Origin of the sequence: Streptomyces sp. NPDC048623 (assembly GCF_040650755.1) — a bacterium.
Classification (GTDB): Bacteria; Actinomycetota; Actinomycetes; order Streptomycetales; family Streptomycetaceae; genus Streptomyces.
Map to the genome: position 1 here is coordinate 193,726 of NZ_JBEZHV010000001.1, position 24,167 is coordinate 217,892.

Here is a 24,167-nt window from a genome sequence, read left to right on the forward strand (position 1 = left end):
GCCGTGTTTTCCGACTTCAAGGTCGCGGACCTCTCCCTGGCCGCGTTCGGCCGCAAGGAGATCACGCTGGCCGAGCACGAGATGCCCGGCCTGATGTCCATCCGCCGCGAGTACGCCAAGACCCAGCCGCTCGCCGGCGCCCGCATCACGGGCTCCCTGCACATGACCGTCCAGACGGCCGTGCTCATCGAGACCCTGGTCGCGCTCGGCGCCGAGGTCCGCTGGGTCTCCTGCAACATCTACTCGACCCAGGACCACGCCGCCGCCGCCATCGCCGCCGCCGGCATCCCGGTCTTCGCCTGGAAGGGTGAGACCCTGGAGGAGTACTGGTGGTGCACCGAGCAGGCGCTCACCTGGCCCGGTGGCGAAGGCCCCAACATGATCCTGGACGACGGCGGCGACGCCACCCTCCTCGTCCACAAGGGTGTGGAGTACCAGAAGACCGGTGCTCTGCCGGAGGTCTCCAACGAGGAACTGGCCGTGGTTCGCGCCCTGCTGGAGAACAGCACCCTGGACTGGGCCTCGCTCGCGGCCGGTATCCGCGGCGTGACGGAGGAGACCACCACCGGTGTCCACCGTCTCTACGAGATGCACCGCGACGGCGCTCTCCTCTTCCCGGCGATCAATGTGAACGACGCCGTGACGAAGTCGAAGTTCGACAACAAGTACGGCTGCCGTCACTCGCTCATCGATGGCATCAACCGCGCCACCGACGTGCTGATCGGCGGCAAGACGGCCGTGGTCTGCGGCTACGGTGACGTCGGCAAGGGCTGCGCCGAGTCCCTGCGCGGCCAGGGCGCCCGCGTGATCGTCACCGAGATCGACCCCATCTGCGCCCTCCAGGCCGCCATGGACGGCTACCAGGTCGCCACCCTGGACGAGGTCGTGGAGACCGCCGACATCTTCGTCACCACGACGGGCAACAAGGACATCATCATGGCGTCCGACATCGCCCGCATGAAGCACCAGGCGATCGTCGGCAACATCGGCCACTTCGACAACGAGATCGACATGGCGGGGTTGGCCCAGATCCCCGGGATCGTGAAGGACGAGGTCAAGCCCCAGGTCCACACCTGGACCTTCCCCGACGGCAAGGTCGTCATCGTGCTGTCCGAGGGCCGGCTCCTCAACCTCGGCAACGCGACCGGTCACCCGTCCTTCGTGATGTCGAACTCCTTCGCGGACCAGACCCTGGCCCAGATCGAGCTCTTCACCAAGCCGGAGGAGTACCCGACCGACGTCTACACCCTCCCGAAGCACCTCGACGAGAAGGTCGCCCGTCTCCACCTCGACTCCCTCGGCGTCAAGCTCACCACCCTCCGCCCCGAGCAGGCCGCCTACATCGGCGTCAAGGTCGACGGCCCCTACAAGCCGGACCACTACCGCTACTGAGGTCGTATGTGTACCGAGTACGTACGTGATCCGTGGCTCCCGGACCGTCTGCTCACGACGGAGCGGGACCTGCTGATGCCGCTGCTGCGGCGCACGCCCGAGGAGGCGTACGAGAACCGGACCGCGTGTCCCGGCTGGACCGCGCGGCAGGTGCTCGCGCACTGCGGGGCCGCGCTGGTCAGGATCGTCGAGGGGCGGTTGGAGGAGGGCGTGTTCCTGCCCGAGGCCAACGCCTGCGACGTGGCCGAGCGCGAGGACTGGCCGCTCGGCCGGGTCCTCGACGAGCTGGAGCGCGGCCTGAGCGAGGCCGGTCCGGTCATCGCCGAGCAGGAGGACGGGCGGCTCGACGCGGTCGCCCTCGGCGAGTGGGTGCACGCCGGGGACGTACGGGAGGCCTTCGGCGAGCCCGGCGCCTACTGCGGCGCGGCCCTCGCCCTGGCCCTTCCGCTGCTGTCCGTCACCAGCCGCAGGCGGGAGACCCCGCGCCTCGTCGGCGTGCTCGCGGACCACGCCGGCGAGGTCGACCTCGGCAACACGGTCGAGGGCCGCGCCCCGGCCCGCTTCCACGGTGACGCGGCCACCTTGATCCGCATCTATTCGGGCCGCCCGCTGGTCAGAACCCGTTACGAACTGACGGGCGCGACCGAGCGGGAACTGCTCATCTACCGCTGAGGGCGGCGGGTCCTTCGTTCGTTCGGCGGTGGTGTACGTGCGGGGTGGGGGGTGGGCTGGTGTGCTGGTGTCGGCACCCCCGCCCCCCTTCCCCTCTCACGGGAGCACCCCATGCCCGTCATCGTCACCGTCGAGATCCCCGGCGGCACGCAGGAGCAGTACGAGCGCATGACCGAGCAGATCACCTCCGCCCCCTGGTTCCCGATGCCGGGCTTCCTGGCCCACGCGGGCGGCCCGGACGGCACGGGCGGCTGGCGGGTGGTGGACTTCTGGGAGTCGGAGGCGGCGTTCCGGGCGTTCGTGGAGAAGGCGATGCCGATCTTCCACGAGAACGGGGCGCAGGTCATGCCGAAGGTCGACGAAGCGGTGAAGGTGATCGTGAATCCGTAGGCGGCAATCCGTAGGCGGTGCTCGAAAACGGATTGCGGCGGGCGGCCGGGCGGCGGGAAGCTGCACCGCATGACCGCTGACCGTACTGCCGCTGCCCGCTTCGTCGCCGTCGCCGTTCGCGTTGCCGGTGCCCGACAGCAGCAGTGCGGCGCCCCGGGAGGCGCGACCCCGCCCGTCGCGTGATCGCGGCGGCGGTGGCCGGCCTGCTCGCCGGTTACGGCATCGCGATCCCGGTCGGCGCGGTCGGCGCCTATCTGGTGGCCGTCACGGCCCGCACGGACTGGCGCACCGGCGCGGCGGCGGCGCTCGGCGTCGCCACGGCGGACGGCGTGTACGCGCTGCTCGCGGTCGCGGGCGGCTCGGTCCTGGTCCCGCTGCTCACGCCGGTGATGGCGCCGCTGCGGTGGGCGTCCGCGGTGGTCCTGGTGGCCCTCGCGGTCCGCGCCGCCGTGACGGCCGTCCGCGCCCACCGCGCCGGCGCGCTCGCCTCCCGCGACGACGGCGCCCCCGGCCCCGGCCCGGCCCGCGCCTATCTCACCTTCCTGGGCATCACGATCCTCAACCCCATGACGGTGATCTACTTCGCCGCCCTCATCCTCGCGACCGGCCCCGCCGCGGCCCCCTCCACCCTCGCCACCCGCACCGCCTTCGTCCTCGCCGCCCTCCTCGCCTCGGCCAGCTGGCAACTCCTCCTCACCACCGGCGGCACCCTCCTGGGCCGAACCCTGACCGGCCCACGCGGCCGCCTGGCGACGGCCCTGGCATCGAGCACGCTGATCGTGGTGCTGGCGGTGCGGCTGGTGGGGTGAGCCGCAGCTCAGAGTGCGTCGAGCCGGACCATGGCGATGTCCGGGCACACCTTCGCGATGGCGCCGAAGTCGTCGTCCACGTGGATGAGCGTCAGCCGGTGCTGCCGCGCGGTCAGCGCGATCAGGATGTCCATCGGCGACGGCCCGCGGTGGTGTCCGATCCGCACCAGCTCCCGCTGGACGGCGAAAACCTCAGGCCACGGGTCGTCCACGGCCGGCACCCAGCCGAAGGTCTGGCCCAGCATGCTGAGGAACGGCTCGCAGTCGCGGTCGGACCGCATCGCCGGCATCAGCTCCGCCTCGACGGGCGGGCAGAGTGCGACCTGCCCGCGCGCCACCCGCTCGGGCCAGGGCGCTCCGGCCCGCCCGCGCAGGAGGCGCCACACCGCCGAGGTGTCGGCGAGGTAGTTCATCGGCCCCGTCGCTCCTGTTCGTCCAGGTAGTCGAGGTCGACGTATTCCGCGAGGTTGTCCTGGAGCCACCGGAGCGCGCGGGCGCGATCGTCCGCGCTGAGGGATGCCGCTATCGACAGCGCCCGGTTGATGGTGTCGCGCTTGGTCTTGGTGCCGAGCTGCCGCTGGGCGAGGGCGAGCATCTCGTCGTCGATGTCGACCAGGGTCTTGGTCACGGCAGCCTCCCGACAGGGCGTATATCCGGTGCGGGTCAGTATATACACCGACCCCGCCGGGGGCCCGTCATCGCACCACGTCGAAGACCTGCTTCTGCACCCCGTTCGCGTACGCCTCGTGCTCCACCAGCCTCAGCTTCTGCGCGTCCTTGTCCGTCGTGCTGAAGAGGCGCTTGCCCGCGCCGAGCAGGAGCGGGAAGACCAGCAGGTGGTAGCGGTCGATCAGGTCCGCGTCCGCGAGGGCGCGGACCAGGGTCGCGCTGCCGTGGACGATGATCGGGCCGCCCTCGGTCTCCTTCAGCGCGGCGACCTCGTCGAGCGAGCGCAGGATCGTGGTCTCGCCCCAGTTCGACACCAGGTCGTCCTCGGTGAGGGTGGTGGACACGACGTACTTCGGCATCTCCTTGTAGTCCGCGAAGTCCGCCATGTCCGGCCACACCGGGCTGAACGCCTCGTAGCTCGTGCGGCCGAGCAGCATCGCCGTGGCCTCCCGCTGCTCCCGGCCCTTGAGCTCGTAGGCCTCGGGCAGGAACTCGGTGTGCTTGAAGGTCCAGCCGGAGTTGCGGTAGCCGGGCTCGCCGCCCGGGGCCTCGACGACGCCGTCGAGCGAGACGAAGGCGGAGGCGATGAGCTTGCGCATGATGGGTCCTCGGTGATCTCGGGATCTCGGTGATGTCGTTGCACCTACTACGACCCATGATCACCGCAAAACTCATCGGTCGGACGTCGGTCGGTCGTCAACCGGCCGGAAGGATGTTCTGGTTGTGGTGGAAGACGTTCTCCGGGTCGTACGTCCGCTTCACCTCCGCCAGCCGCTCGTAGTGGCCCCGGTACGTCGCCCGCACCCGCTCCTGCGGCTCGTCCTGGCCGATGAAGTTGACGTACGCACCGCCCATCGACTGCGGGTGCAGCGCGTCCCAGTAGCTCACCGCCCAGTCGCGGAGCGCGCCCGCCTCGGCCGGTTCGGTGCCGACGCCGCCGATCACGCCGGACCAGACGGCGTCGCGGTAGGCCCACGCCGTGTCCATCGGGCCGGGCCGGTGGGCGGCGCCGTCGACCGGGTACAGGTGCATGGTCGACAGCTCGGTCGGCATGCGCTCCAGGAACGTGCGGTGCACGTCGATCGCGTCCTCCGTGACACGGTCGAAGAAGTCACCGCGCCAGTACCACTGCAGCCCCTTCGGGATGAGCTCGTCGAACATCGTCTGGATCCCGGGGTACGGGATCGGTGTCGCGAAGTGGAAGACCGGCGGGGCGGGTTCGGCGACCGGCACGAACAGCTTCGCCAGCGTCTCCTCGTCCGTCGGCCCCGTGGTGCACCACACCACGCCGCACATCTTCCTGTGGTGGATCTCCTCCGGGAACGGCGGCCCCGGCGGCACCGTCAGCGTGGCGAAGAAGCCGTTCAGGTCCTCGGGGGCGGCCGGCAGGAACTCCCGGTACCAGCGCAGCACCGCCCCGATGTGCTCCGGGTCCCACAGCGTGACCGCGAGCCCGACGGTGTCCACCGGGTGCAGGGCGAAGCGGAACGCGGTGACGATGCCGAAGTTGCCGCCGCCGCCGCGCAGCGCCCAGAACAGGTCCTGGTGCTCCTCGGCCGAGGCGGTGACGGTCGAACCGTCGGCGAGGACCACGTCCGCCGCGAGGAGGTTGTCGATGGTCAGCCCGTACGCGCGGGTCAGATGCCCGTGCCCGCCGCCGAGCGTGAGTCCGCCGACGCCGGTCGTCGACATCACCCCGGCGGGGGTGGCGAGCCCGTGGCCGTGCGCCTCGTGGTCCAGGTCGCCGAGTTGGCTGCCGCCGCCGACGAGGGCCGTACGCGTCTCGGGATCGACCCGTACCCAGCGCAGCCCGCCCGACAGATCGATCACGAGCGCGTCGTCGATCATGCCCAGGCCGCCGCCGCTGTGGCCGCCGCCGCACACCGCCAGATCCGTACCGGTCTCGCGCGCGAGGCGCACCGCCGCCCGTACGTCCGTCCGGTCCGCGCACCGTGCGATCGCCGCGGGCCGCCGGTCGATCATCGCGTTGTAGATCGTCCGGGCCTCGTCGTACCCCGCGTCCTGCGGGCCGATCACCTCGCCCCGCAACCGCTCGCGCAGGGTCTCCAACGCCGTACTGCTCATGCCGCCCGTGCCGCCCATGACCACTCCTCCGGGGCACCCCCGCCTGGCGGCCGCGCTACTCCTCCAGTTTCCGCCCGCCCGGCACGCACCGCGAGCCCATGACGGCCCGCACCGACCGCCACGACATCACGGCGAGCAGGGAGCGTGCGGAGAGCAGCGACCCGACGCTGAGGAAGGACCCGACGGACCCGATGGAGAAGGCGGATCCGACGGAGCCGATGGACATGAAGGACCCGACGGACCCGATGGAGAGGAAGGAGTCCTTGGACCAGAGGGAGAGGTACGAGCGGGAGTCGGAACCGTCGTCCGAGCCGGTGCGTCGTGACATGCTTCGATCGTAGGACGGTACGGGCGGGTAGGGGCGGGGTACGGGTCGGTACGGGCGGGCTGCGGCGCGCGGCGGGCCCGCGCGGCGCGACGGTGCTGCGCCGGGCGGGCCCGGGAGTGCTGCGGTGCTGCGGGTCTGCGGGGCCTACTTCAGGGCGGCGAGCGCGGCCTCGTAGTTCGGCTCCTGGGAGATCTCGTTGACGAGCTCCGTGTGGAGGACCTTGTCGTCCTCGTCGAGGACGACGACCGCGCGGGCGGTCAGGCCGGCCAGCGGGCCGTCGGCGATCGAGACGCCGTAGGCGGTGTGGAACTCGCGGCCGCGGAGGGTGGAGAGGTTCTGCACGTTCTCCAGGCCCTCGGCGCCGCAGAAGCGGGCCTGCGCGAAGGGCAGGTCCGCGGAGATGCAGAGCACCACGGTGTTGTCGAGCTCGGCGGCGCTCGCGTTGAACGCGCGCACCGACGCGGCACAGGTGGGCGTGTCCACGCTCGGGAAGATGTTGAGGACCTTGCGGCGGCCCGCGAAGTCCTTCAGCGACTTGTCCGCGAGACCCTCGCCGACCAGGGTGAACTCGGGAGCCTGGGTGCCCGTGGCGGGCAGGGTGCCGTCGACCGTGACCGGGTTGCCCTTGAGCGCGACCTGCGCCATGAGGAATCTCCTTCGACTGACTGCTGACTACTGCTGGGGGTGTTTCTGCCGTCAGCTGTGGTCAGCCGCCGACGGCCCGATCGTATTCCGCCCGGCGGCGGCCCGAGGCGAGCAATCGCTGAACTGCTAAGTTCAGTTGACGAACCGAGACCGATCGGTCTAGTTTCCTCGGCGTCGAGTCGAACCCCGTTCCAGGACCCGTTCCAGGAGGCGCAAGACCATGACCACCGCCGCGACCGCCGTCACCGCCACCTACATCGGCACGGCCACCGTGCTGCTCCGTATCGGCGGACTCACCGTCCTCACCGACCCCGCCTTCGACGCGGCCCCCGCCGACTACGAGGCGGCCCGCCCCCTCCACCGCACCGCGGGCCCCGCCCTCCCCGCCGATCGGCTGCCGCCCCTCGACCTCGTGCTGCTCTCGCACGACCAGCACTTCGACAACCTGGACCACGCGGGCCGCGAGGTGCTCGGCCGCGCCGCGCTCGTCCTCACGACACCGGAGGCCGCGGCCCGCCTCGGTGACGGCGAGGGTGCCGGCCGGGCGGAGGGGCTCGCGCCCTGGGAGCGCCGTACCGTCACCGCGGGCGGCACGACCGTCACCGTCACCGCGACCCCGGCCCGGCACGGCCCCGAGGGCACCGAGCAGGCCACCGGCCCGGTGACCGGGTTCGTCATCGAGACCGAGGACGGGACGCTGTACGTCTCCGGCGACACCGTCCGCCATGACGCGCTGGACGGGATCGGGGAGCGGTTCGCGCTCGACACGGCGTTCCTGCACTTCGGCGACGCGCACTTCCCGTCCACCGGCGACCGGGCCTTCTCGCTCAGCGCCGCCGAGGGCGCGGCCCTCGCCCGTACCCTCGGCGCCCGCCAGGTCGTCCCGCTGCACTTCGACTCCTGGGCCCACCTCGCCGAGGACCCGGCCCGCATCACCGCCGCGTTCGCCGCGGACCCCGCCCTCGCGGGCCGCCTGCGCTGGCTCACGCCGGGCAAGGAGGAGACGCTGGACTGAGGAGTCGGCCAGAGGCGGCACGAGGTGAGGCCATGGGCAGGGGCACGGGCAGAGGCGCGTACATGTGGGAGACCGGCGAGGCGTACGAGCGGTACATGGGCCGCTGGAGTCGGCTGGTCGCGGCCCGGTTCACGGACTGGCTCGGCCGTGCGGACGGGCTGAGCTGGCTGGACGTGGGCTGCGGGACGGGGGCCCTGTCGTCCGTGGTGGCGGACCGCTGCCGCCCCCGCGCGCTCGTGGGCCTCGACCTGTCGGAACCCTTCGTCCGTACGGCCCGGGCCACTGGCCATGGTGATGTCCCGGCCGCCTTCGCGGTGGCCGACGCGACGGCCCTCCCGGTCCCCGACGGGGCGTACGACGTGGCCGTCAGCGGCCTGGCCCTGAACTTCCTCCCCGCACCGGCCGTCGGCGCCGCCGAACTCGCCCGCGCGGTGCGCCCGGGCGACGGCCTGGCCGCCGCGTACGTGTGGGACTACGCCGAGCACCCCGGCTTCCTGCGCCGCTTCTGGGACGCCGTCGCCACCGTCGACCCGGCCGCGGCGGTCGCCCTCGACGAAGGCCGGCGCTTCGGGATCTGCCGTCCCGAACGGCTGCACAGCCTGTGGACGGACGCGGGCCTGACCGACGTCACGACGACCGCGATCGACGTCCCCACCGTCTTCCCCGGCTTCGCGGACCTCTGGGACCCCTTCCTCGCTGGCCAGGGCCCGGCCCCCGCCTACGTCACCTCCCTCACCGCCGGCGACCGCGACCGCGTCCGTACCGCCTACGCCTCCGCCGTCCCCCTGGAACGCGACGGCTCGATCGCCCTGACGGCGAGGGCGTGGGCGGTACGGGGCCGCCGCCGCCCGGCCGACCGGGAGCGCAGGGCGCGCTAGTCCCGCTGCGCCGGGGGCCTGTTGGGACGGACGACGGGCCGTCTAGGCTGTGCGGCGATGAGACCGACCATGAGGCCCCCTGCCGAACGCGTCCATGGATTGCTCACGGCCGCGGGCGCGTCGCTCGCCGGCGTCGCTCTTCTCCTCCTCTCGCTGCTCCCGGGCGTGCCGTCCGAGGCGGCCGACATGACGGCGTGGGTCGACAACGGCAAGGCGCTGCTGTCATGGAGCGACGAGCTGCTGTTCTTCGCGATCGTGAGCTGGGGGGCCGGTGCACGTGGCCTCTTCGGCGCTCGGAGAGCCGAACGGTCGGCACGGATCGACATCGGACTGGCTGCCCTTGCCGTCGCTCTCGTCTCTCTCCTGGTGCTTCTGCTCGTCGTCGGTCGCCTGGTGTACCCGGTGTTCGGGATTCGCCTGTCCCCTGATGCGTCGGCTCTGCTCATCAGCTCGATGTACGGCGCCCTTCATCTGGCGCTGCTGGGCTTCGCCGTCGCCGCGGTGACGCTCACGTGGTCGACGAGCGGTGGCCCCCTTGGGAGAGTCGTGGGCATCGCTGCCGCGGCGGTGTTCATCGTGGGTTCGTTCCCCTGGCTCACACCGAGCTGGTGGAACACGCTCGTCGCGGTGCTGCTGGCCGCCTGGGGGGTGTTCCTGAGCATCACCGGCGTGACACGGCAGGACGCCTCGGGTGAGGTGACGGACTCCGCGGGGCGGCCCGCCTGACCCGTTCTAGACTCGGCGGGTGCGTACGGAGGACTGGACGGCCGACTGGTCGGCGGACTGGTCAGCGGAGTATCGGCGCCTGGCGCGCGGCCACCGACACGACCCCCACACCGGCCCTGCCGCGCAGCAGTACGGGAAGCCGGCGGCGCCGCCGCTGACCCTGGGTGAAGTCGTCGAGGCCGAGCGGGAGTTGGGGATCCGATTCCCGGACGAGTACCGGGAGTACCTGCTCCTCGTCAGTGCCGGCGGCGGGGGTGGTGGCGGTGGCGGGGGCCGGGGTCAGGGCCAGGGCTTCAACCGGCTCTGGCGCGGGCCCGACGGGTGGGGCTGGTGGGGCGACCGGGACACCAACTACGACCTGCTCACCACGGACTTCCCGCACCCCGACTCGTACGCCGCCTACGACGACGAGCTGGGCGACCGCGAGCCGCCGCGCGAGGACGCGGCGGCCTGGGAGGCCTGGGACGACGAGTGCGGAGTGCTGCAGGAACGGAAGACCGCTGGCGCCGTCTACCTCCAGGAGGGCGGCTGCGGCTTCAACACCCTCCTGGTCGTCACCGGCCCCCATCGCGGCGAGATGTGGTTCGACGCCCGCGCCACCTGCGACCTGATCGTGCCGATGTCGTGCGAGGGACGCCCGGCGACCTTCGCGGACTGGACGGACCGCCCACGCAAGATCGTCACCCACTGGTGAGGCGGCGCTCAGACGTGGAGCTCCGGCGGGAAACCCGTCCAGCGGAGCTCCGCAGGCAGGTGGCCGGTGTCGTTGAAGAGGAGCAGCGCGGGCGCGCGGCCGGGGGCGTAACGGATCACCGTCAGGGCGGCGTTGGCGTGGTTGATGCCCATCCAGCGCGCCTCCGGCGCGTCGAGCGCGGCCCGTACGAGCCAGCCGGCCAGGAAGTTGTGCGTCACGACGAGCTCGTGACGCGGCTCGTCCCCGGCCACCGGCCCGGTGAACCGCGCGAGCGCCGCCGCCGCGAGCCCCGGCCCCTGCTCGCGCTCCTCGGCCGGGAAGCCGCCGAGGAAGCCGAGCATCGCGTCCGCCGACGCGGCGGGCAGCTCCTCCCGCCCCGGCACGTACGGCACGTAGTCCCCGGCCGCCTCGTCACACCGCAGCGGTACGCCGTCGAGCGCCGCGCCCACGAGCCGCGCCGTCTCCTCGGCGCGGGCCAGCGGCCCGTGGTGGATCGCCGCCAGCGGCACCCCGCGCAACCGCTCCCCGAGCAGCCCGGCCTGCCGCCGCCCCGCCTCCGTCAGCGCGCTCTCGTCCGCGGAGGCCTCCCCGTGCCGGGTCAGATAGAGGTAGCGGGCGGCGGCCGTTCCGGTCATCGGCGGGTCCTCCAGGCAGAAGCGACGTCGGTCTTCCGTTCCCCTGGGCGGACGCGCCCGCTGTCGACATCGGTTCCGGACACCGACGCCGGCGCCGGTGCCGGTGCCGGCGCTGGGTGGGTGGTGGCGCGAGGGTCGTTCCGGTGGCCCTACCGCATGCCGAGCCACTGCTCGGCGCCGTACTCCTCGTACCGCTTCACCTCGGTGAACCCCAGCTTCGCCGCGAGACGCATCGCGCGCTCGTTGTCGGACCGGGTCCGGAGCACGACCGGCTCACCGGGCCGCGCCCCGGCGGCCCAGCCGAGCGCAGCCGCGCACGCCTCGCCCGCGTACCCGTGTCCCCACGCCTCCGGCAGGAAGAGATACCCGAGCTCGCTCTCCCCGCCGTCCTGGCGGTCGAGCGTGACCATGCCGATCATCGCGCCGTCGCGCTCGACCACGAAGGAGCCGGGCCGCTGCCCCGGCACCTCGGGCATCGCGCGCTCCAGCTCCTCGCGCGGCCGCGCGCCGCCGATGTACGTGCCCACCTCGGGCGACGCGAACAGCTCGACGAACGCCGCCCGGTCCCGCGCCTCGGACGCGCGGAGCACGAGGCGCTCGGTCTGTATGGGGGCGGGCGGCCAGGTGTCAGAAGTGATTCCCCGTTCAGTCATGGCAGACAACGTACCTCGCGCGATGGGCAGTTAACGGTTTGCCGTGCCCGCCCCCGCCCGGTAGGAAGCTCGCATGCTCAAGGGTGAGAAGGTCGGGCTCCGCGCCCGGCACGAGGAAGACATACCGATCCTGCGGACCGAGCTCTTCGACGACGTCGTCACCGGATCGAGGGCCGAGGGCGGGCCGTGGCGTCCGATCAGACCCGGCTCGAACGATCCGCGGCTCGTCGGCGACGACTCCAAGGAAGGAGTCGTCCCGTTCTCCGTGGTGGAGCTGGAGGGCGGCACGCTGATCGGCGTGGCGACCCTGTGGGGCATCGACACCCACAACCGCACCGCCCACATCGGCCTCGGCCTCCTCCCGTCCGCCCGCGGCAAGGGCTACGGCACCGACATCGTCGCGGTCCTCACCCACTACGGCTTCGTCGTCCGCGGCCTGCACCGCCTCCAGATCGACACCCTCGCCGACAACCACGCCATGCTCCGCGCCGCCGAACGCAACGGCTTCGTCCGCGAGGGATTGCTGCGCTCCTCGGCGTGGGTGCTCGGCGAGTTCCTGGACGAGGTGCTGCTCGGCCTCCTGGCGGAGGAGTGGAAGCCGGCCGCGCGGTCCTGACCCGTCTGCCCTGACCTGTCGGTCCTGACCCGCGGGCCCGGCAGGCGGCGGCGTCGGGTCACCACTCGCTGATCAGCGGCGTGTCCGGTCCGTGCCGCCGCCAGGCCTCCGTGAGGCGGACGAGGCGGACGGGGGCGGCGATGCCGCGCACGGTGGCGATCTTTCCGCCCGCGAGGTCGAAGGTCACGGAGCCGACGACCCGGTCGCCCACCACGGTGAGGATGGCGGGGGTGCCGTTGACCAGCGCGAAGTGGATGGCGGGCGTGCCGCCGGCCAGGCGCCGCTTCGCGGGGGTGGGCCGGAAGCCGGCCCTCGCGACGGCGGCGACGCGCTGTGCGGTGTCGTACCGCAGCAGCTTCTCGGTCAGACCGGCGCCGTCGGAGATCGCGGTCGCGTCGTCGGTGAGCAGCGCCACCAGCCGTTCGGTGCGGCCGGACGAGGCGGCGGCGAGGAACTCCTCGACGATCCTGCGGGCGGCCGCCCGGTCGACCTCGGTGCCGCCGCGGCGCGCGGCGGTGATGCGGCGCCGGGCCCGGTGGAGGTGCTGCTGGCTCGCGGACTCGGTGATGTCGAGGATCTCGGCGATCTCGGCGTGACTGTGGTCGAACGCCTCGCGCAGCACGTAGACGGCCCGCTCGACGGGCGACAGGCGCTCCATGAGCGTCAGCACGGCCAGCGAGACCGATTCGCGCTGCTCGAAGGTGTCGGCGGGGCCGAGCATCGGGTCGCCGTCGAGGAGCGGCTCGGGCAGCCAGGCGCCGACGGCGCGTTCGCGGCGGGCCTGGGCCGAACGGAGCCGGTCGAGGCACAGGTGGGTGACCACCTTGGTCAGCCACGCCTCCGGCACCCTGATCCGCTGCCGGTCGGCGGCCTGCCAGTGCAGGAACGCGTCCTGCACGGCGTCCTCGGCGTCGCCGGCGGAGCCGAGCAGCCGGTACGCGAGCGAGGCCAGCCGGTTCCGGCCGGCCTCGAACCGATCGGTGTCGAAGGGATCGGTGGCGGAGCTGTCCACGTGGACCACCCTAGAGGCTGTGGCAGAGGTGAGTTGAGGGGTCGGTCAGGCGGTGGCCCGGGCGGCCGCGGCCGTACTGGTGGGCACGTCGGCCAGGCGGTGCCTGCGCCGGGGCAGGCCGAAGGTCGGGTGGGAGGTGGTCCACAGCGACCCCCAGAGGATGCCCGCCTTGATCCGTGCGGCCGTCCGGCCGCCCAGGTACTTCGGCTTGGCCTGCCCCTCCTCGTCGACCATCTGCAGGATCGCGTCCCGCCGCCCGAGGCTGATGTGGTTGCCGACGTATTCCAGCCTGGTGTTCGTGACCGTGCGGCCGGTCAGGCGAGCCACGATCGCGGCCGTTGCCTGCATGCCGGTGTAGCCGGCCGAGGCGCAGGACATCGGCAGGGGGCGGCCGTTGTCGGCGACGGCGTCGGCGCTGTCGCCGACGGCGTAGACGTTCGGGTGCGAGACCGACCGCATGGTGCGGTCGACGACGATCCGGCCGTTCTCGGTGACCTCGAGGTCGCTGGCGGCGGCGAGGGGCGCGACCGCGAACCCGGCCGTCCACACGGTCGCGTCCGACGCCAGTACGGTGCCGTCGGCGCACACCACCCGCGCCGCCTCGACGGCTTCGACCTCGGTGTGCTCCCAGACCGTGATCCCCAGCCGGTCGCACGCCTCGCGCAGATGGCTGCGGGCCCCGGTGGAGAGCCGGGCGCCCAGCTCCCCGCGGGCGACCAGCGCCACCGCCAGGCCGGGCCGGGACTCGGCGATCTCGGTGGCGGTCTCGATCCCGGTCAGCCCGTCCCCGACGACCACCACCCGCCCGCCCTCGCGCATCCCCTCCAGACCGTCCAGGCGCTCGCGCAGGCGCAGTGCCGAGGGCCGGGCGGCGACGTCGAAGGCGTGCTCGGCGACCCCGGGGACGCCGTGGTCGTCACCGTGACTGCCGAGCGCGTACACGAGCGTGTCGTACCCGAGCTCCCCGCCACCGTCCGCGTCGGCCACGGCGACGACCTGCCGCTCGGGGTCGACCGCGGTGACGCGTGCCAGGCGCAGCCGTACCCCCGTACCCGCGAAGACCTCGGCGAGCCGCGGAGCCTCGATCTCCTGCCCGGCCGCGAGCTGGTGCAGCCGCAGCCGCTGCACGAAGTCGGGCTCGGCGTTGACCACGCTGATCTCGGCGTCCGCCGCGGCCAGCCGCCGCGCCAGGGTCCCGGCCACATAGGCCCCGGCGTACCCGGCCCCGAGAACGACGATGCGGTGCTTCATCTGCTTCATGTCTCTCTCGCTCCTGTCGTTGCGCCTGCTGTCGATGGCTTGAGCGGGACAGCGCGGCGATTCCTGACAGGAGCGGCGGGTGACGTGGGTCACATGACGGCCGGGCTCGTCCCGCGCGGTCGCCGCGCAGGTCCTGGACGTACCGGTCGAGGCGAGCCTCCCGACCGCCGGCCGGCGGCTCGGCGGGCGTGAATCCGGCCCGCCGGGCGACGGCGGCGGATGCGGGGTTCTCCGGGTCGACCTGGATCACCGCCTCCGCTCCGCCCTCCCGGGCCGCGTACTCCGCCGCCAGGAGCACCGCCCGGGTCGCCAGACCGCGGCCCCGCCACGACGGATACAGCCCGTACGCGACGTTCACCTGCCCGGGGGCCAGCCCCTCCCCCTCGAACCGCAGGTCGACCGTCCCCGCGAGCGCCCCGTCCGCCCCCACCCGGATCCCGAAGGCCCGGAGCGGCCCGCCCGCGTCCCACTGCTCCCGGCAGTGCCGGACGTACGCCTCGACGCCCTCGCGCGCCCCGGGCCCGCCGTTGAGCCAGCGCACCAGCAGCTCGTCCTCGCCCGCGAGATGGGCGTCCACATCCTCCGGGCGGAGCGGCGACAGCGTGATGGTCCCGTCCGAGAGTGTCACGTCATGCATCCGCCGATTCTCGAAGCCGGGCCCGCGTCCTCGCCAGGGATTAATCCCCGGCTCTCCGCGAAGCCCCTTGCTACGGTGGCCAGATGGCAATGCTCAGGAAGTTCCAGGTCACCATCGACTGCGCCGACCCCGTCCGCCTCGCCCACTTCTGGGCCGAGGTGCTCGGCTACGTCGCCCCCGAGGCCCCCGAGGGCCAGGTCGACTGGTTCGCCTGTACCGACCCCACCGGCGAGGGCCCGCGCGTGCTCTTCCAGCGCGTCCCCGAGGGCAAGGTCGTCAAGAACCGCGTCCATCTCGACGTACGCGCCGGCACCGGCCTCGTGGGCGAGGAGCGCCTGGCCGCCCTCCAGGCCGAATCCGACCGCCTGGTCGCGCTCGGCGCCGTACAGGGAAAGGTCCTGCTCGCCGACGAGGAGAACGAGTCCTGCATCAACATGCAGGACATCGAGGGCAACGAGTTCTGCCTCGACTGAGTCTCCGCCGAGACGACGGGATGTGAGCGCAGGGTGGCCGCTGGCGATGGGTAAGGGCCACGCGGCGCGCGGGCCCGGTGAACTCGATGAGATCCATGACCGATGGATCCAGAACAGGAATCGCCGCACGGACGATCCCGAGTATCGGGAATCCTGGTACGCCGAGCAGTGCGGAGGGTGCCGCTTCTGGTTTCCGCTCTCCGGAACACTCGGACTGGATTACGGCGCATGCGCGAACGCGGCGTCGCCTTTCGACGGGACTGTCCGGTTCGAGCATGACGGCTGTGCGGAATTCGAGGAATCAGGGAGCTGGGCTGGGCCTGACGGCGCGTGACAGGCGGATTTCGATACAATCCAGGCATGCGTGAAGATCATCCAGTTGACTTGCTACTGGTTTCATTAGACGCAGCCCCGAACGATTCGGCCGTCACCCCACTTCGACCTGTTGTGGAGGGTTTGGCTCGTCTTCGACCGTGGGTGATCGAGCCTCCCAGGTTCGTCGACGAGGTAGACGCCGAAGGTCGGCGGACCGTGGGCCTAACTTTGTCACTCTTTACGGCCTTGCCGCCATGGCGCGATGAGATTGATGAGGCGGTTGATCGCGCACATTTGGAAGAGGTCAAACTCGTCATCCATGAGATGTGCCGCATCTCTGCTGAGGTTGGAGTAACCTTTACGGTCTATCTCGCCGGGGTTTTGGTCGGGCAAATCGATCACGGTGAAATGGATTCGCTGCTTAGGATTGGCCTTATCGGAGAGTGGGAGCGGATCCTGGAAGGCTATTCAGAACCTTCGTGATGGCGTGGCGTGTGCAGCGTCGGGCAGGGTGGCATGCAGGCGCGGCCTTCACGATCACGCGAGTGGAATCACGTGATCATGGAGGGCCGCGCCCTTCGTCGTTCACCCGGCCCCCCTGCTCAAGATCCGAGCACGCATCACGCCTGAGGAGGCGGGTGTTCGCCGGTCATCCGGCCGGATACGATCGGGCGCCCGCGAGGCCCGTCGAGCGGGCGGTCATCGTTCACCCGCACCAGAAGGTCCAGGCATGTCCCAGGCGCCGCAGCTCCCGCCCCTCGCTCCCCTCGACAAGAAGAAGCCCTTCGCCGGACTCACGACCTGGCAGAAGGTGCTCGCCGCGCTCCCGCTGGCCCTGATCGCCGTCGGCGGCATGATCGGCGGCGCACTCGGCGCCTTGGCCATGCTCACCAACGTGAAGATCGCCCGCACGCAGCTGTCGACGCCCGTCAAGGTGATAGCCATGCTGGGCGTCGCCCTCGCGGCCCTCATCGTGTACCTGGCGGTCGCGGTCGCGCTCTTCGGCGCCCTGAACTGATGCCGTGACGGGAAGCCCGGACTGGTCGGCCGAGTGCCAACGCCTGGCGCTCGGCCACCGCCACGACCGCGTCACCCCCGGCCAGTGGGACACGTACGTGGACCCGTCGCACCCGCCGCTGACCGAGACGGAAGTCCGCGAGGCGGAGGGCGACCTCGGGATTACCTTCCCGGACGCCTACCGCGACCACCTGCTGCGCGTGAGCCGCGGTGCCGGGTTCCGCCCGCTGTGGCGCGGGCCGCGGGGCTGGGTCTGGTACGGCGACGACGACACCAACTACCACCTCCTCACCGAGCCGTTCCCGCACCCCGACTCGTACGCCGCGTACGACGCTGAGCTGGGCGACCGCGAGCCGCCGCGCGAGGACGCGGGGGCCTGGCGGGCGTGGGACGACGAGTGCGGGGTCCTCGAAGAGCGCAAGACGGCCGGCGCCGTTTACCTCCAGGAGGGCGGCCGCGGTTGTAGCCCCCTCCTGGTCGTCACCGGTCCGCACCGGGGCGAGATGTGGTTCGACGCGCGGGCCACGTGCGACCGGATCCTGCCGCTGAGTGTCAACGGCCGACCGGCCGCCTTCGCGGACTGGCGGGACAGGGGTTTCCGGCTCAGCCCGTCGTGACCTTCACCGCTGCGATGAAGGGCGCCCAGGCGGTGGCGGTGACCACCAGGACGGGGCCGGTGGGCCGCTTGGAGTCGCGTACGGGGACGTGGCCGCCCACGTTGTCCGCGACCTCCAGGCAATCGCCGCCGGACGTGTTGCTGTAGCTGCTCTTACGCCAGGTCGCGGCGCTCAAATCGATCCGGCTGCTTGCCATTTCGGTAACCCTCTGCCGCGTCCTTGATCAGGGCGAGGGACGCCCCCAGCGGCATGGCAGCGGCCCTCAGCAGATCGTACGACCTTCGATACTGCTTCACGAGGGCTGGATCGTCGATGGTGTGCCCGTGGTGCTGCCCCTCCATGTAGACGAGCGGAGGGGCGTCCGCGAAGTCCAGCATCATCGCGTTGCCCAGCATCAGAGGGTGCGCTCCCGCGTTCCACGGGAGGATCTGCGCAAAGACCCGGCCTCGGTTGATCAGGGCGGCGATGTGGTCGAGTTGGTCGGCCATCTGCGGGCCGGGCATCACCGGCAGTCGCACGAGGGACTCGTGCAGGATGACTGTGTACTCGGGCTGCTTGTGGTCCTGCTCGAAGAGCTTGGCGCGCGTGAGGCGGCCGGTGATCTTCTCGTCGACCTCCTCCGGCAGTTCCTGCGTCCATTCACCCCGGAACAGTGCGCGCATGTACGGGGCGGTCTGGAGCAGGCCCGGAAATACGGTGGGCGACCATTGCTCGATCGTCGTCGCGCGCTTCTCCGCCTCCAGCACGCGTTCGAAGTACGGGGCATGGCCCTTCAGTCTCGCCTCGCGTGCGTCGTTGCAGCGCCGTTCGAAGAAGCCGTCCGTCTTCAGCTCGCGGTCCACGTGCCTGGCCAGGTCCAGCGGCATGCTGCGCTCGCCGCGTTCGATCTCGCTCAGGTACGTGATGCCGTAGAAGCTGCCCTCGACCAGCTTCTTCAACGTCAGGCCGGCCTCCTCTCTCTTGAAGCGCAGCTCCTTCCCGTAGAACTGCGGAACGCCTGCCGAGCCGTCGATCTCCTTGCGTGCAGCCACCGTTGACCGCCTTTCGCACCGTGCTTCGTGGAGCGGGAAACCCTTCCACGGTAGGGCCTGGAGGCGGCAGCGTGTGAGGGGTCCGTCACGGTACGCAATGGAAGGTGACTTTCCTCATGCTGGACGAGAACGAGGACATCCGGCCCGACGTCGATGCATTGCGCGACGCACTCGCAGCTCACGGCATCACGTTGCCGTCGCTCGGGGTGGATCTGCTGAGCATCGTCGGGACGTACATCCACCCTCCGCTCGTCGCGCTCGGCAACTGTCACGTGGCGACCGCCCGCCGGCTGACCGCCGTGCTGCGGAAGGCGGCGACCGGGGTCGGCGGGTGAGGCTGCCGTTCGCCGTGGACGTCCTGGCTCTGCCCAAGGAGGTGCCGGTGGTGCGGCGGATACTGGTGGGGGACGATCTGCGGCTCTGTGTGAGCGAGTTGCTGACGAACGTCATCCGGCACGTCGGCGAGGGGACCCCGGTGACCGTACGGGTGACCGCCGCGCGCTCCGGCAGTCTGCGGCTGGCCGTCACCGATCCGGACCCGCGGGTGTGGCCCGTACTGCGGGAGGTCACCGACGGGGCCGAGTCGGGGCGGGGGCTCGGGTTGGTGGAGGCCGTGGCGGTGCGGTGGGGGGTGGAGCAGGGGCCGTACGGGAAGACGGTGTGGTGCGAGCTGCGCAGTGGCGGGTCGCCGGAACGGCTCCCGTGTCTCCTCGACGACCCCGACGAAGGGACTTCTGTGGGAGCCTGGGCCCATGAACGGCGATCTCGACGAAGGGAGCGAAGCAGCATGAGCCAGCCCGCCCACAATCCCGCCGCCGTACCGCAGCCGCCTGTGCAGGCCGAGGCGATCCGTTCCGTGCTCGCCCAGGTCGCCCCCCACCTGCTTCCGCAGTTCGATCAGGACCGGGCGGCGGCCACCGCGCGCGCCCGCGCCGAGACGTCGTCGACCCCGCTGCGGGTGTTCGCGGAGGCCTGGGCTGTCGAGGTCGCCATCGCCCGGCACCCCGAGACCGCGGCCCGGCTGCACGAGTTGGAGGCGGCGGCCGAGGAAGTCGCCGACCCGCCTGCCGCACTCGGTATCGCCGCCGAGATCAGCGGTATCCGCCGTGCCGCCGCGGCCGAGGCCGGCCTCGGCAGGGGCGGCGGAGTCGATCGATGACCGACGAATGGATGTGGGATTACGCGTTCCAGGCAGAGGACCAGGTCAGCTATCCCAAGCTGGTCCGCGACGAGGTGACGGCCCTCGCTGACCAGATCGTCGACCTGGCCAATCTTGGCATCGACCCCTCCGAGCTCGGCGAGCCCACCCCAGGCACCGCCCGTCGGCACACGCTGCCGTGCGGCGGCTGGTTCGAGACCCAGGCTCTTCCGCGGTTGCGGCCGCGCTTGATCGCCGTGGTGCTGGTCGTGCCGCCGCCGCACCTGCTCTGAACGGATCACGGCCGTACAGGAGCGACCCCCGCGCCACCCGCCACCGACCCTCACCCCGCCAGCGACCCCAGCGCCGCCCGCAGCCGCGTCCCCGCCTCCTCGGCGACCGCCGCCAGCTCCGGGCGGCCGGTCACGGAGACCATGAGCTGCGGGTCCATCGCCTCGACGATGGTGCGGCCCGGCTCGCCATCGGCGCGTACCACCACGTTGCACGGCAGGAGCAGCCCGATGTGGCGGTCCGCCTCCAGTGCGCGGTGGGCCAGCGGCGGGTTGCAGGCGCCGAGGATGAGGTAGTCCTCCATCTCCGCGCCGATCTTCGTCTTCAGGGTCGCCTGGACATCGATCTCGGTGAGGATGCCGAAGCCCTGCTCGGCGAGGGCCGCGCGTACGCGGTCGACGGCGTCGGCGAAGGGGAGGTCGACGGTGACGGGAATGCCGTAGTCCATGGTGTGCGCGCTCCAGTCGTTCCAGCAGGCTGTTGGATACCCCCGTGGGTATTGAGGGTACTCCACAGCCGCCCGCGCTCGTCCATGTGGCAGAGGGGCGGCGTGTCCGGGCGTGGGCGGTTCGGCGGGCCGGTCATTCTCGCCGCATGACACAGCCCAGAACCGGCACGCGAGCCGGCCGCCGAACCCGTCTCCGTCTCGCCGCCGCGTCCGTCGCCTTCGCCGCATTCGCCCTGGTCATGGCGCTGCCCGGCAGTGCCGGCGCCCAGGCTCGGCCGCCTGCCGAGCACGTCTGCTTCTTCGAGGGGCAGGACCTGAACGTGTTCCTCGGCGTCACTCAGCGGCTCATCGGCCCGCCGCCCTGCCGCGAGGCGTTCGTCGGCGAGCAGTGGGTCAGGACCTTCCCCTCCTGGGGGACGGCGGCGAGCGCCGAGGAGGCCGTGTATCCCGCGGGCTACACCCCCCAGCGTCCCGCGCCCATGGACGACTTCCTCGCGAAGTTTCTCGGTGTCCGCGTCGTCAACGACATCGACACGGTCCGGGAGCGGAGTTTCACCTTCGGTCCCGAGACGGTGCGCCGCACCGAGATCGACAGCGAGTCGGGGCTCCCCTTCACCTATTTCGCCACCGCGCCGCTGCGTCCGCTGAGTGCCGGGGAGCACACGAGCACGGTGTTCATGCGGCTGAGTGCGGAGCACTGCGACGGCCTCGGCACCGTCGAGGGCGAGAACTGCCTGCCGGGCGGCGAGTTCCAGTACACCGGCGACAACCGCGTCACGTTCTTCCCGCGCAACCCCGCGTGACCCCGTAGCCGGCGGGGCTCCGGCCCCGCCGGCCGCGCGCGCCTCAGTCGATGTGGACGATCTGGAACGCCTCCGCCATCCGCCCCGCCGGCAGGCCGCCCGCTCTCGCGTGTTCGCTGAGCCAGTCCCGTAGCAGGCCCGCCAGGTCGTCGAAGTGGGCCGTCTGGGAGGTGTGGATGCGCAGGGCCTCGACCTTGCGGTCGAAGACGGGGGTGACGTCCACGTACTGGTTCGGGGTCGGGCCCGTCATCAGCCAGAGCTCGTGGACGATCCAGGGCTCCAGGCCCTCCGCCTTGAGGAGTTCGGGGTGGGCGAAGGGGTTGCGGGCCTCGGGGTAGATCGCGCGCAGGCAGGCCTCGCCGACGGCGCGGTGGTCGGGGTGGAGGTCGGCGGCGCGGGCCCAGTTGATCTCGGGGGAGGGGACGATGCACCGCTGGGGCCGCACCTCGCGGATGACCCGGCACAGGTCGCGCCGCAGCCGCACGTCCGCCTCGACGAAGCTGTCGGCGTAGCCGAGGAAGCGCACGTCGGCGACGCCGCTGAGCTTCGCCGAGTGGACCTGCTCGGCGCGGCGCAGGTCCGCCATGGCCTGGCGGGGGAGCATCGGATCGTAACCGCCGGCGCCGCCGTCCGTGACGATGCAGTACGTGACGCGGGTACCGCGTTCGATCCACTGCATGACGGTGCCGCTCACGCAGAACTCGATGTCGTCCGGGTGCGCGGCCACCACCAGCAGTGACTCCGGCGCGCTCCGGGCATTCGGGTCGATCGCGAAGTCGGTCTCCAAGTCCTCCATGGGGTCAGCCTGTTGGCGGGGCGGGGGTGTCGCAAGGCCAGGGCGTGGCGTGAACAGGACATGGCACTTACGCGCCATTCAAAAACTTGGTAGATTCAAATCATTGGTGCGAGAAGTTGACATCGGTCAAGTGATCCGGAGGCGACCGGCAATGTGCAGGATTCTCGGCTCCCTCGCCGCAGGCACGGACGCGGCCCGTCCCGACCCCGCCGAGCTCGCGGCGGTCTCCGCCCGCCAACGGCACGGCGGCCCCGACGAGCACCGGGTGCTCAGCGGCCCCGGCTGGTCGCTCGGCTGCGACCGGCTCGCGGTCACCGACCCGTGCGGCGGCGCGCAGCCGTACCGGCTGCCGCACCTCCCCGGCATCCTCGCCGTGCTCAACGGTGAGATCTACAACCACGCCGAGCTGCGCCGCCGCCTTGCCGCGCGCGGCCACCGCTTCCCCGACCGCTGCGACGGCACGCTGCTGCCCGCGCTGTACGCCGAGTACGGGCCGGCCTTCGCCGAGCACCTGGACGGGATGTTCGCGGTCGCCGTCCTCGACCTGCGGCCTGGCAACCTCCAACTCGTGCTCGCCGTCGATGACATGGGCATGAAGCCGATCCACGTCCACCACGACCCGTACGACGGCTCGACCCGCTTCGCGTCCGAGATCCCGGCCCTGCTCGCGTTCGAGGGAGTGCGGATCGCGCCGCGCGAGGACGCCCTCGACACCGTGCTCGCGACCCGTACCCCGTACGCCTCCCAGACCGCCCTCGACGGGATCAGCGTCCTGCCGCCGGGCGCGACCGCGCTCGTACGGCCGGGGCGGGCGCCCGTCGTGCGCCGACGCGCGCCATATGCGGTGGCGAGGCCGGTCGGCGACACCCAGGACGTGCTCCGGCACGAGGTGCGGCGGCTCGCCACCGCCGACGCGCCCGTGTGCGCGATCACCAGCGGCGGGCTCGACTCCGGCCTCGTCACGGCGCTCGCCGCCGAGCACACGCGCGAGACGGACGCGCCGCCGCTGCACACCTTCCACCTCACCTACCGGGGCAAGTGGCCCGACTCGGAGGCGGCGTACGCGCGTTCCGTCGCCCGGCGGGCCCGCACCGTGCACCACGAGGTGACCGTCGACCCCGACGAGATCCCGTCGCTGCTCACCCGGACGGTACGGCACCTGGGGCAGCCGAACGCCGACCCGATCGCGCTCTCGACGTACGCGCTCTTCCGCGCCGTACGCGAGAACGGCTTCACCGTCGCGCTCGCCGGGGACGGCGCGGACGAGCTCTTCGGGGGGTACGACCGGATGCGGGCGGCGCTGACGGCGCCGCCCGGCGTGGACTGGGCGAGCGGGTACGCGGACGCGCTGTCGGCGGCGCCGAGGCTGCTGCGGGAGCACCTGTACACCTCGTCGTACGCCGCCTTCATCGCCGACCAGGGGTCGGCGGGCGACCGGATCGAGCAGGAGCTGCGCTCGGCGGAGGCGACGGGGACAGACCGGGTGAAGGTGATGTCCGCCTTCGAGACGCGGTGGCGGCTGCCCGCGTACCACCTGCGGCGGGTCGACCATCTGTCGATGGCGTGGGCGGTGGAGGCGCGGATGCCGTTCTGCCAGCCGTCGGTGGTCGCGCACGCGCGTGCCCTGCTGGTGCGGGAGCGGACGGGGAAGCGGGCGCTGTACGGGGCGGGGGCGGAGCTGCTGCCGGCGGGCGTCCTGAACCGGCCGAAGCAGCCGTTCACGCTGCCGATCGCGGCGATGATCGCGCCGGGCGGGCCGCTGTTGGAGACGGTGCGGGAGTTGTTGTCGCCTGCGCGGCTGGTGCTGGGCGGGAAGGTGCGGGCGGACCGGGTGGGGAGGCTGTTGGCGCGGCATCTGGAGCGGCCGAACCAGCACATCGCGATGGCGTTGTGGGGGCTGGCGGTGCATGAGTTGTGGACGGAGGTCGTGCAGGGGATGCGGATTCCGGTGGGTTGTGCGGCGTGATGTCGCGGGACCTTGGCGTCCCGGGCCGGCGTCAGCGCCCGGGGGCGGCGGGTTCTGCGGGGCGGGTGGCCCGGCGGGCGGCGGGGTCGGCCCTGCGGGCGGGGCGGCACCGGTAGGTGCGGGTGCAGGGGGCGCGGGGGTGCAGGGGGCGGAGGC

33 protein-coding genes and 1 pseudogene are annotated in these 24,167 nt (G+C 71.9%); 19 read left to right on the forward strand and 15 right to left on the reverse strand.

Annotated features, from left to right (window positions below; genetic code table 11):
* The first annotated feature begins 3 nt into the window (after nucleotides 1–3).
* The 4 genes from ahcY to AB0C73_RS00985 all read left to right on the forward strand — a co-directional run bounded on the left by ahcY (nucleotide 4) and on the right by AB0C73_RS00985 (nucleotide 3,263).
* On the forward strand, nucleotides 4–1,392 hold the full coding sequence (gene ahcY, locus AB0C73_RS00970) for an adenosylhomocysteinase (RefSeq protein ID WP_362523845.1): 1,389 nt from the start codon (nucleotides 4–6) through the stop codon (nucleotides 1,390–1,392).
* A 6-nt stretch (nucleotides 1,393–1,398) separates the two neighbouring features.
* Nucleotides 1,399–2,064, forward strand: coding sequence for a maleylpyruvate isomerase family mycothiol-dependent enzyme (locus AB0C73_RS00975; protein ID WP_362523139.1), 666 nt, complete (start codon nucleotides 1,399–1,401; stop codon nucleotides 2,062–2,064).
* A gap of 111 nt (nucleotides 2,065–2,175) precedes the next feature.
* Nucleotides 2,176–2,454 carry an antibiotic biosynthesis monooxygenase gene (locus tag AB0C73_RS00980; protein ID WP_362523141.1) on the forward strand — a complete coding sequence of 93 codons (279 nt, stop codon included), beginning with the start codon at nucleotides 2,176–2,178 and terminating at the stop codon, nucleotides 2,452–2,454.
* A gap of 179 nt (nucleotides 2,455–2,633) precedes the next feature.
* Nucleotides 2,634–3,263 carry a LysE family transporter gene (locus tag AB0C73_RS00985; protein WP_362523142.1) on the forward strand — a complete coding sequence of 210 codons (630 nt, stop codon included), beginning with the start codon at nucleotides 2,634–2,636 and terminating at the stop codon, nucleotides 3,261–3,263.
* Between the two features lie 8 nt (nucleotides 3,264–3,271).
* Here the strand turns inward: AB0C73_RS00985 and AB0C73_RS00990 are convergent, their stop codons facing one another.
* The 6 genes from AB0C73_RS00990 to tpx all read right to left on the reverse strand — a co-directional run bounded on the left by AB0C73_RS00990 (nucleotide 3,272) and on the right by tpx (nucleotide 6,990).
* Nucleotides 3,272–3,676 (reverse strand): PIN domain-containing protein, encoded by a 405-nt coding sequence (locus AB0C73_RS00990; RefSeq protein ID WP_362523144.1) that lies wholly within the window; start codon nucleotides 3,674–3,676, stop codon nucleotides 3,272–3,274.
* Entirely contained in the window at nucleotides 3,673–3,891 is a 219-nt protein-coding gene (locus AB0C73_RS00995) for a type II toxin-antitoxin system VapB family antitoxin (RefSeq protein WP_362523146.1), read from the reverse strand. The genes AB0C73_RS00990 and AB0C73_RS00995 overlap by 4 nt, the downstream gene beginning before the upstream one ends.
* Before the next feature lie 67 nt (nucleotides 3,892–3,958).
* A complete protein-coding gene (locus tag AB0C73_RS01000) occupies nucleotides 3,959–4,531 on the reverse strand; it encodes a dihydrofolate reductase family protein (protein ID WP_362523148.1) in 573 nt (190 codons plus the stop codon).
* Nucleotides 4,532–4,628: 97 nt separating this feature from the next.
* Nucleotides 4,629–6,017, reverse strand: coding sequence for an FAD-binding oxidoreductase (locus AB0C73_RS01005; RefSeq protein WP_362523847.1), 1,389 nt, complete (start codon nucleotides 6,015–6,017; stop codon nucleotides 4,629–4,631).
* A gap of 55 nt (nucleotides 6,018–6,072) precedes the next feature.
* Complete coding sequence (locus AB0C73_RS01010) at nucleotides 6,073–6,345, reverse strand: hypothetical protein (RefSeq protein WP_362523149.1); 273 nt, start codon at nucleotides 6,343–6,345, stop codon at nucleotides 6,073–6,075.
* A gap of 144 nt (nucleotides 6,346–6,489) precedes the next feature.
* Nucleotides 6,490–6,990 carry a thiol peroxidase gene (gene tpx, locus AB0C73_RS01015; RefSeq protein ID WP_362523151.1) on the reverse strand — a complete coding sequence of 167 codons (501 nt, stop codon included), beginning with the start codon at nucleotides 6,988–6,990 and terminating at the stop codon, nucleotides 6,490–6,492.
* Between the two features lie 220 nt (nucleotides 6,991–7,210).
* Here tpx and AB0C73_RS01020 point away from each other — a divergent pair, with 220 nt between their 5' ends.
* The 4 genes from AB0C73_RS01020 to AB0C73_RS01035 are packed head-to-tail and all read left to right on the forward strand — an operon-like array spanning nucleotide 7,211 to nucleotide 10,303.
* Nucleotides 7,211–8,005, forward strand: a complete 795-nt coding sequence (locus AB0C73_RS01020) for an MBL fold metallo-hydrolase (protein WP_362523153.1) — start codon at nucleotides 7,211–7,213, stop codon at nucleotides 8,003–8,005.
* A gap of 32 nt (nucleotides 8,006–8,037) precedes the next feature.
* Entirely contained in the window at nucleotides 8,038–8,883 is an 846-nt protein-coding gene (locus AB0C73_RS01025) for a class I SAM-dependent methyltransferase (RefSeq protein ID WP_362523155.1), read from the forward strand.
* A 57-nt stretch (nucleotides 8,884–8,940) separates the two neighbouring features.
* Nucleotides 8,941–9,609 (forward strand): hypothetical protein, encoded by a 669-nt coding sequence (locus AB0C73_RS01030; RefSeq protein WP_362523156.1) that lies wholly within the window; start codon nucleotides 8,941–8,943, stop codon nucleotides 9,607–9,609.
* Between the two features lie 19 nt (nucleotides 9,610–9,628).
* Nucleotides 9,629–10,303, forward strand: coding sequence for an SMI1/KNR4 family protein (locus AB0C73_RS01035; RefSeq protein ID WP_362523158.1), 675 nt, complete (start codon nucleotides 9,629–9,631; stop codon nucleotides 10,301–10,303).
* Between the two features lie 8 nt (nucleotides 10,304–10,311).
* On the opposite strand, the gene AB0C73_RS01040 is transcribed toward AB0C73_RS01035, so the two are convergent.
* Together AB0C73_RS01040 and AB0C73_RS01045 are read right to left on the reverse strand one after the other, a co-directional pair.
* Nucleotides 10,312–10,938, reverse strand: a complete 627-nt coding sequence (locus AB0C73_RS01040; protein ID WP_362523160.1) for a histidine phosphatase family protein — start codon at nucleotides 10,936–10,938, stop codon at nucleotides 10,312–10,314.
* A gap of 149 nt (nucleotides 10,939–11,087) precedes the next feature.
* Nucleotides 11,088–11,591, reverse strand: coding sequence for a GNAT family N-acetyltransferase (locus AB0C73_RS01045; RefSeq protein ID WP_362523162.1), 504 nt, complete (start codon nucleotides 11,589–11,591; stop codon nucleotides 11,088–11,090).
* Nucleotides 11,592–11,664: 73 nt separating this feature from the next.
* Between AB0C73_RS01045 and AB0C73_RS01050 the strand changes: the two genes are divergently transcribed.
* Nucleotides 11,665–12,207, forward strand: coding sequence for a GNAT family protein (locus tag AB0C73_RS01050; RefSeq protein ID WP_362523164.1), 543 nt, complete (start codon nucleotides 11,665–11,667; stop codon nucleotides 12,205–12,207).
* A gap of 58 nt (nucleotides 12,208–12,265) precedes the next feature.
* Here AB0C73_RS01050 and AB0C73_RS01055 read toward each other — a convergent pair whose 3' ends face one another.
* The 3 genes and pseudogenes from AB0C73_RS01055 to AB0C73_RS01065 form a co-directional block, all read right to left on the reverse strand.
* Entirely contained in the window at nucleotides 12,266–13,219 is a 954-nt protein-coding gene (locus tag AB0C73_RS01055; protein ID WP_362523166.1) for a sigma-70 family RNA polymerase sigma factor, read from the reverse strand.
* Between the two features lie 45 nt (nucleotides 13,220–13,264).
* A complete protein-coding gene (locus tag AB0C73_RS01060) occupies nucleotides 13,265–14,470 on the reverse strand; it encodes an FAD-dependent oxidoreductase (protein ID WP_362523849.1) in 1,206 nt (401 codons plus the stop codon).
* Between the two features lie 208 nt (nucleotides 14,471–14,678).
* Nucleotides 14,679–15,116, reverse strand: a pseudogene (locus AB0C73_RS01065) (GNAT family N-acetyltransferase); the annotation flags it as partial.
* 83 nt (nucleotides 15,117–15,199) lie between these two features.
* Here AB0C73_RS01065 and AB0C73_RS01070 point away from each other — a divergent pair.
* From AB0C73_RS01070 to AB0C73_RS01090, 5 genes are all read left to right on the forward strand, one after another.
* Nucleotides 15,200–15,589, forward strand: a complete 390-nt coding sequence (locus AB0C73_RS01070; protein ID WP_362523168.1) for a VOC family protein — start codon at nucleotides 15,200–15,202, stop codon at nucleotides 15,587–15,589.
* Between the two features lie 46 nt (nucleotides 15,590–15,635).
* Entirely contained in the window at nucleotides 15,636–15,923 is a 288-nt protein-coding gene (locus AB0C73_RS01075; RefSeq protein ID WP_362523169.1) for a DUF3027 domain-containing protein, read from the forward strand.
* Nucleotides 15,924–15,949: 26 nt separating this feature from the next.
* On the forward strand, nucleotides 15,950–16,387 hold the full coding sequence (locus tag AB0C73_RS01080; protein WP_362523171.1) for a hypothetical protein: 438 nt from the start codon (nucleotides 15,950–15,952) through the stop codon (nucleotides 16,385–16,387).
* 247 nt (nucleotides 16,388–16,634) lie between these two features.
* Nucleotides 16,635–16,922, forward strand: coding sequence for a hypothetical protein (locus AB0C73_RS01085; RefSeq protein ID WP_362523173.1), 288 nt, complete (start codon nucleotides 16,635–16,637; stop codon nucleotides 16,920–16,922).
* A 4-nt stretch (nucleotides 16,923–16,926) separates the two neighbouring features.
* Nucleotides 16,927–17,538, forward strand: coding sequence for an SMI1/KNR4 family protein (locus AB0C73_RS01090; RefSeq protein WP_362523174.1), 612 nt, complete (start codon nucleotides 16,927–16,929; stop codon nucleotides 17,536–17,538).
* Here AB0C73_RS01090 and AB0C73_RS01095 read toward each other — a convergent pair.
* Together AB0C73_RS01095 and AB0C73_RS01100 are read right to left on the reverse strand one after the other, a co-directional pair.
* Nucleotides 17,525–17,734, reverse strand: a complete 210-nt coding sequence (locus AB0C73_RS01095; RefSeq protein WP_362523176.1) for a DUF397 domain-containing protein — start codon at nucleotides 17,732–17,734, stop codon at nucleotides 17,525–17,527. The two genes, AB0C73_RS01090 and AB0C73_RS01095, sit on opposite strands and share 14 nt — an antisense overlap.
* Nucleotides 17,691–18,569 (reverse strand): helix-turn-helix transcriptional regulator, encoded by an 879-nt coding sequence (locus tag AB0C73_RS01100; RefSeq protein ID WP_362523177.1) that lies wholly within the window; start codon nucleotides 18,567–18,569, stop codon nucleotides 17,691–17,693. The genes AB0C73_RS01095 and AB0C73_RS01100 overlap by 44 nt, the downstream gene beginning before the upstream one ends.
* 116 nt (nucleotides 18,570–18,685) lie before the next feature.
* Here AB0C73_RS01100 and AB0C73_RS01105 point away from each other — a divergent pair, with 116 nt between their 5' ends.
* The 3 genes from AB0C73_RS01105 to AB0C73_RS01115 are packed head-to-tail and all read left to right on the forward strand — an operon-like array spanning nucleotide 18,686 to nucleotide 20,000.
* A complete protein-coding gene (locus AB0C73_RS01105; protein ID WP_362523178.1) occupies nucleotides 18,686–18,904 on the forward strand; it encodes a hypothetical protein in 219 nt (72 codons plus the stop codon).
* Nucleotides 18,901–19,728 (forward strand): ATP-binding protein, encoded by an 828-nt coding sequence (locus tag AB0C73_RS01110; protein WP_362523180.1) that lies wholly within the window; start codon nucleotides 18,901–18,903, stop codon nucleotides 19,726–19,728. The genes AB0C73_RS01105 and AB0C73_RS01110 overlap by 4 nt, the downstream gene beginning before the upstream one ends.
* Nucleotides 19,725–20,000 (forward strand): hypothetical protein, encoded by a 276-nt coding sequence (locus tag AB0C73_RS01115; RefSeq protein WP_362523182.1) that lies wholly within the window; start codon nucleotides 19,725–19,727, stop codon nucleotides 19,998–20,000. Before AB0C73_RS01110 ends, AB0C73_RS01115 begins: the two co-directional genes overlap by 4 nt.
* A 50-nt stretch (nucleotides 20,001–20,050) precedes the next feature.
* Here AB0C73_RS01115 and AB0C73_RS01120 read toward each other — a convergent pair whose 3' ends face one another.
* Complete coding sequence (locus AB0C73_RS01120; RefSeq protein ID WP_362523184.1) at nucleotides 20,051–20,446, reverse strand: DUF302 domain-containing protein; 396 nt, start codon at nucleotides 20,444–20,446, stop codon at nucleotides 20,051–20,053.
* A gap of 146 nt (nucleotides 20,447–20,592) precedes the next feature.
* Here AB0C73_RS01120 and AB0C73_RS01125 point away from each other — a divergent pair, with 146 nt between their 5' ends.
* Nucleotides 20,593–21,249: a hypothetical protein gene (locus tag AB0C73_RS01125; protein ID WP_362523185.1), complete on the forward strand. Its 657-nt coding sequence runs from the start codon at nucleotides 20,593–20,595 to the stop codon at nucleotides 21,247–21,249.
* 43 nt (nucleotides 21,250–21,292) lie between these two features.
* On the opposite strand, the gene AB0C73_RS01130 is transcribed toward AB0C73_RS01125, so the two are convergent.
* Nucleotides 21,293–22,045 carry a PIG-L deacetylase family protein gene (locus AB0C73_RS01130; RefSeq protein ID WP_362523187.1) on the reverse strand — a complete coding sequence of 251 codons (753 nt, stop codon included), beginning with the start codon at nucleotides 22,043–22,045 and terminating at the stop codon, nucleotides 21,293–21,295.
* A 151-nt stretch (nucleotides 22,046–22,196) separates the two neighbouring features.
* Here AB0C73_RS01130 and asnB point away from each other — a divergent pair, with 151 nt between their 5' ends.
* Nucleotides 22,197–24,011 (forward strand): asparagine synthase (glutamine-hydrolyzing), encoded by a 1,815-nt coding sequence (asnB, locus tag AB0C73_RS01135; RefSeq protein WP_362523189.1) that lies wholly within the window; start codon nucleotides 22,197–22,199, stop codon nucleotides 24,009–24,011.
* The last annotated feature ends 156 nt before the right edge of the window (nucleotides 24,012–24,167 follow it).

Coding starts and splice junctions, on each gene's coding strand:
- AB0C73_RS01045 (WP_362523162.1), bottom strand. CDS start 11,591: ATGACTGAACGGGGAATCACTTCTGACACCTGGCCGCCCGCCCCCATA.
- AB0C73_RS01040 (WP_362523160.1), bottom strand. CDS start 10,938: ATGACCGGAACGGCCGCCGCCCGCTACCTCTATCTGACCCGGCACGGG.
- AB0C73_RS01125 (WP_362523185.1), top strand. CDS start 20,593: ATGACACAGCCCAGAACCGGCACGCGAGCCGGCCGCCGAACCCGTCTC.
- AB0C73_RS01075 (WP_362523169.1), top strand. CDS start 15,636: ATGGGTAAGGGCCACGCGGCGCGCGGGCCCGGTGAACTCGATGAGATC.
- AB0C73_RS01010 (WP_362523149.1), bottom strand. CDS start 6,345: ATGTCACGACGCACCGGCTCGGACGACGGTTCCGACTCCCGCTCGTAC.
- AB0C73_RS00980 (WP_362523141.1), top strand. CDS start 2,176: ATGCCCGTCATCGTCACCGTCGAGATCCCCGGCGGCACGCAGGAGCAG.
- AB0C73_RS01070 (WP_362523168.1), top strand. CDS start 15,200: ATGGCAATGCTCAGGAAGTTCCAGGTCACCATCGACTGCGCCGACCCC.
- AB0C73_RS01080 (WP_362523171.1), top strand. CDS start 15,950: ATGCGTGAAGATCATCCAGTTGACTTGCTACTGGTTTCATTAGACGCA.
- AB0C73_RS01115 (WP_362523182.1), top strand. CDS start 19,725: ATGACCGACGAATGGATGTGGGATTACGCGTTCCAGGCAGAGGACCAG.
- tpx (WP_362523151.1), bottom strand. CDS start 6,990: ATGGCGCAGGTCGCGCTCAAGGGCAACCCGGTCACGGTCGACGGCACC.
- AB0C73_RS01120 (WP_362523184.1), bottom strand. CDS start 20,446: ATGGACTACGGCATTCCCGTCACCGTCGACCTCCCCTTCGCCGACGCC.
- AB0C73_RS01105 (WP_362523178.1), top strand. CDS start 18,686: ATGCTGGACGAGAACGAGGACATCCGGCCCGACGTCGATGCATTGCGC.
- AB0C73_RS01005 (WP_362523847.1), bottom strand. CDS start 6,017: ATGAGCAGTACGGCGTTGGAGACCCTGCGCGAGCGGTTGCGGGGCGAG.
- AB0C73_RS01130 (WP_362523187.1), bottom strand. CDS start 22,045: ATGGAGGACTTGGAGACCGACTTCGCGATCGACCCGAATGCCCGGAGC.
- AB0C73_RS00975 (WP_362523139.1), top strand. CDS start 1,399: ATGTGTACCGAGTACGTACGTGATCCGTGGCTCCCGGACCGTCTGCTC.
- AB0C73_RS01020 (WP_362523153.1), top strand. CDS start 7,211: ATGACCACCGCCGCGACCGCCGTCACCGCCACCTACATCGGCACGGCC.
- AB0C73_RS01025 (WP_362523155.1), top strand. CDS start 8,038: ATGGGCAGGGGCACGGGCAGAGGCGCGTACATGTGGGAGACCGGCGAG.
- AB0C73_RS01095 (WP_362523176.1), bottom strand. CDS start 17,734: ATGGCAAGCAGCCGGATCGATTTGAGCGCCGCGACCTGGCGTAAGAGC.
- AB0C73_RS00990 (WP_362523144.1), bottom strand. CDS start 3,676: ATGAACTACCTCGCCGACACCTCGGCGGTGTGGCGCCTCCTGCGCGGG.
- AB0C73_RS01000 (WP_362523148.1), bottom strand. CDS start 4,531: ATGCGCAAGCTCATCGCCTCCGCCTTCGTCTCGCTCGACGGCGTCGTC.
- AB0C73_RS01085 (WP_362523173.1), top strand. CDS start 16,635: ATGTCCCAGGCGCCGCAGCTCCCGCCCCTCGCTCCCCTCGACAAGAAG.
- asnB (WP_362523189.1), top strand. CDS start 22,197: ATGTGCAGGATTCTCGGCTCCCTCGCCGCAGGCACGGACGCGGCCCGT.
- AB0C73_RS01060 (WP_362523849.1), bottom strand. CDS start 14,470: ATGAAGCACCGCATCGTCGTTCTCGGGGCCGGGTACGCCGGGGCCTAT.
- AB0C73_RS01030 (WP_362523156.1), top strand. CDS start 8,941: ATGAGACCGACCATGAGGCCCCCTGCCGAACGCGTCCATGGATTGCTC.
- AB0C73_RS01050 (WP_362523164.1), top strand. CDS start 11,665: ATGCTCAAGGGTGAGAAGGTCGGGCTCCGCGCCCGGCACGAGGAAGAC.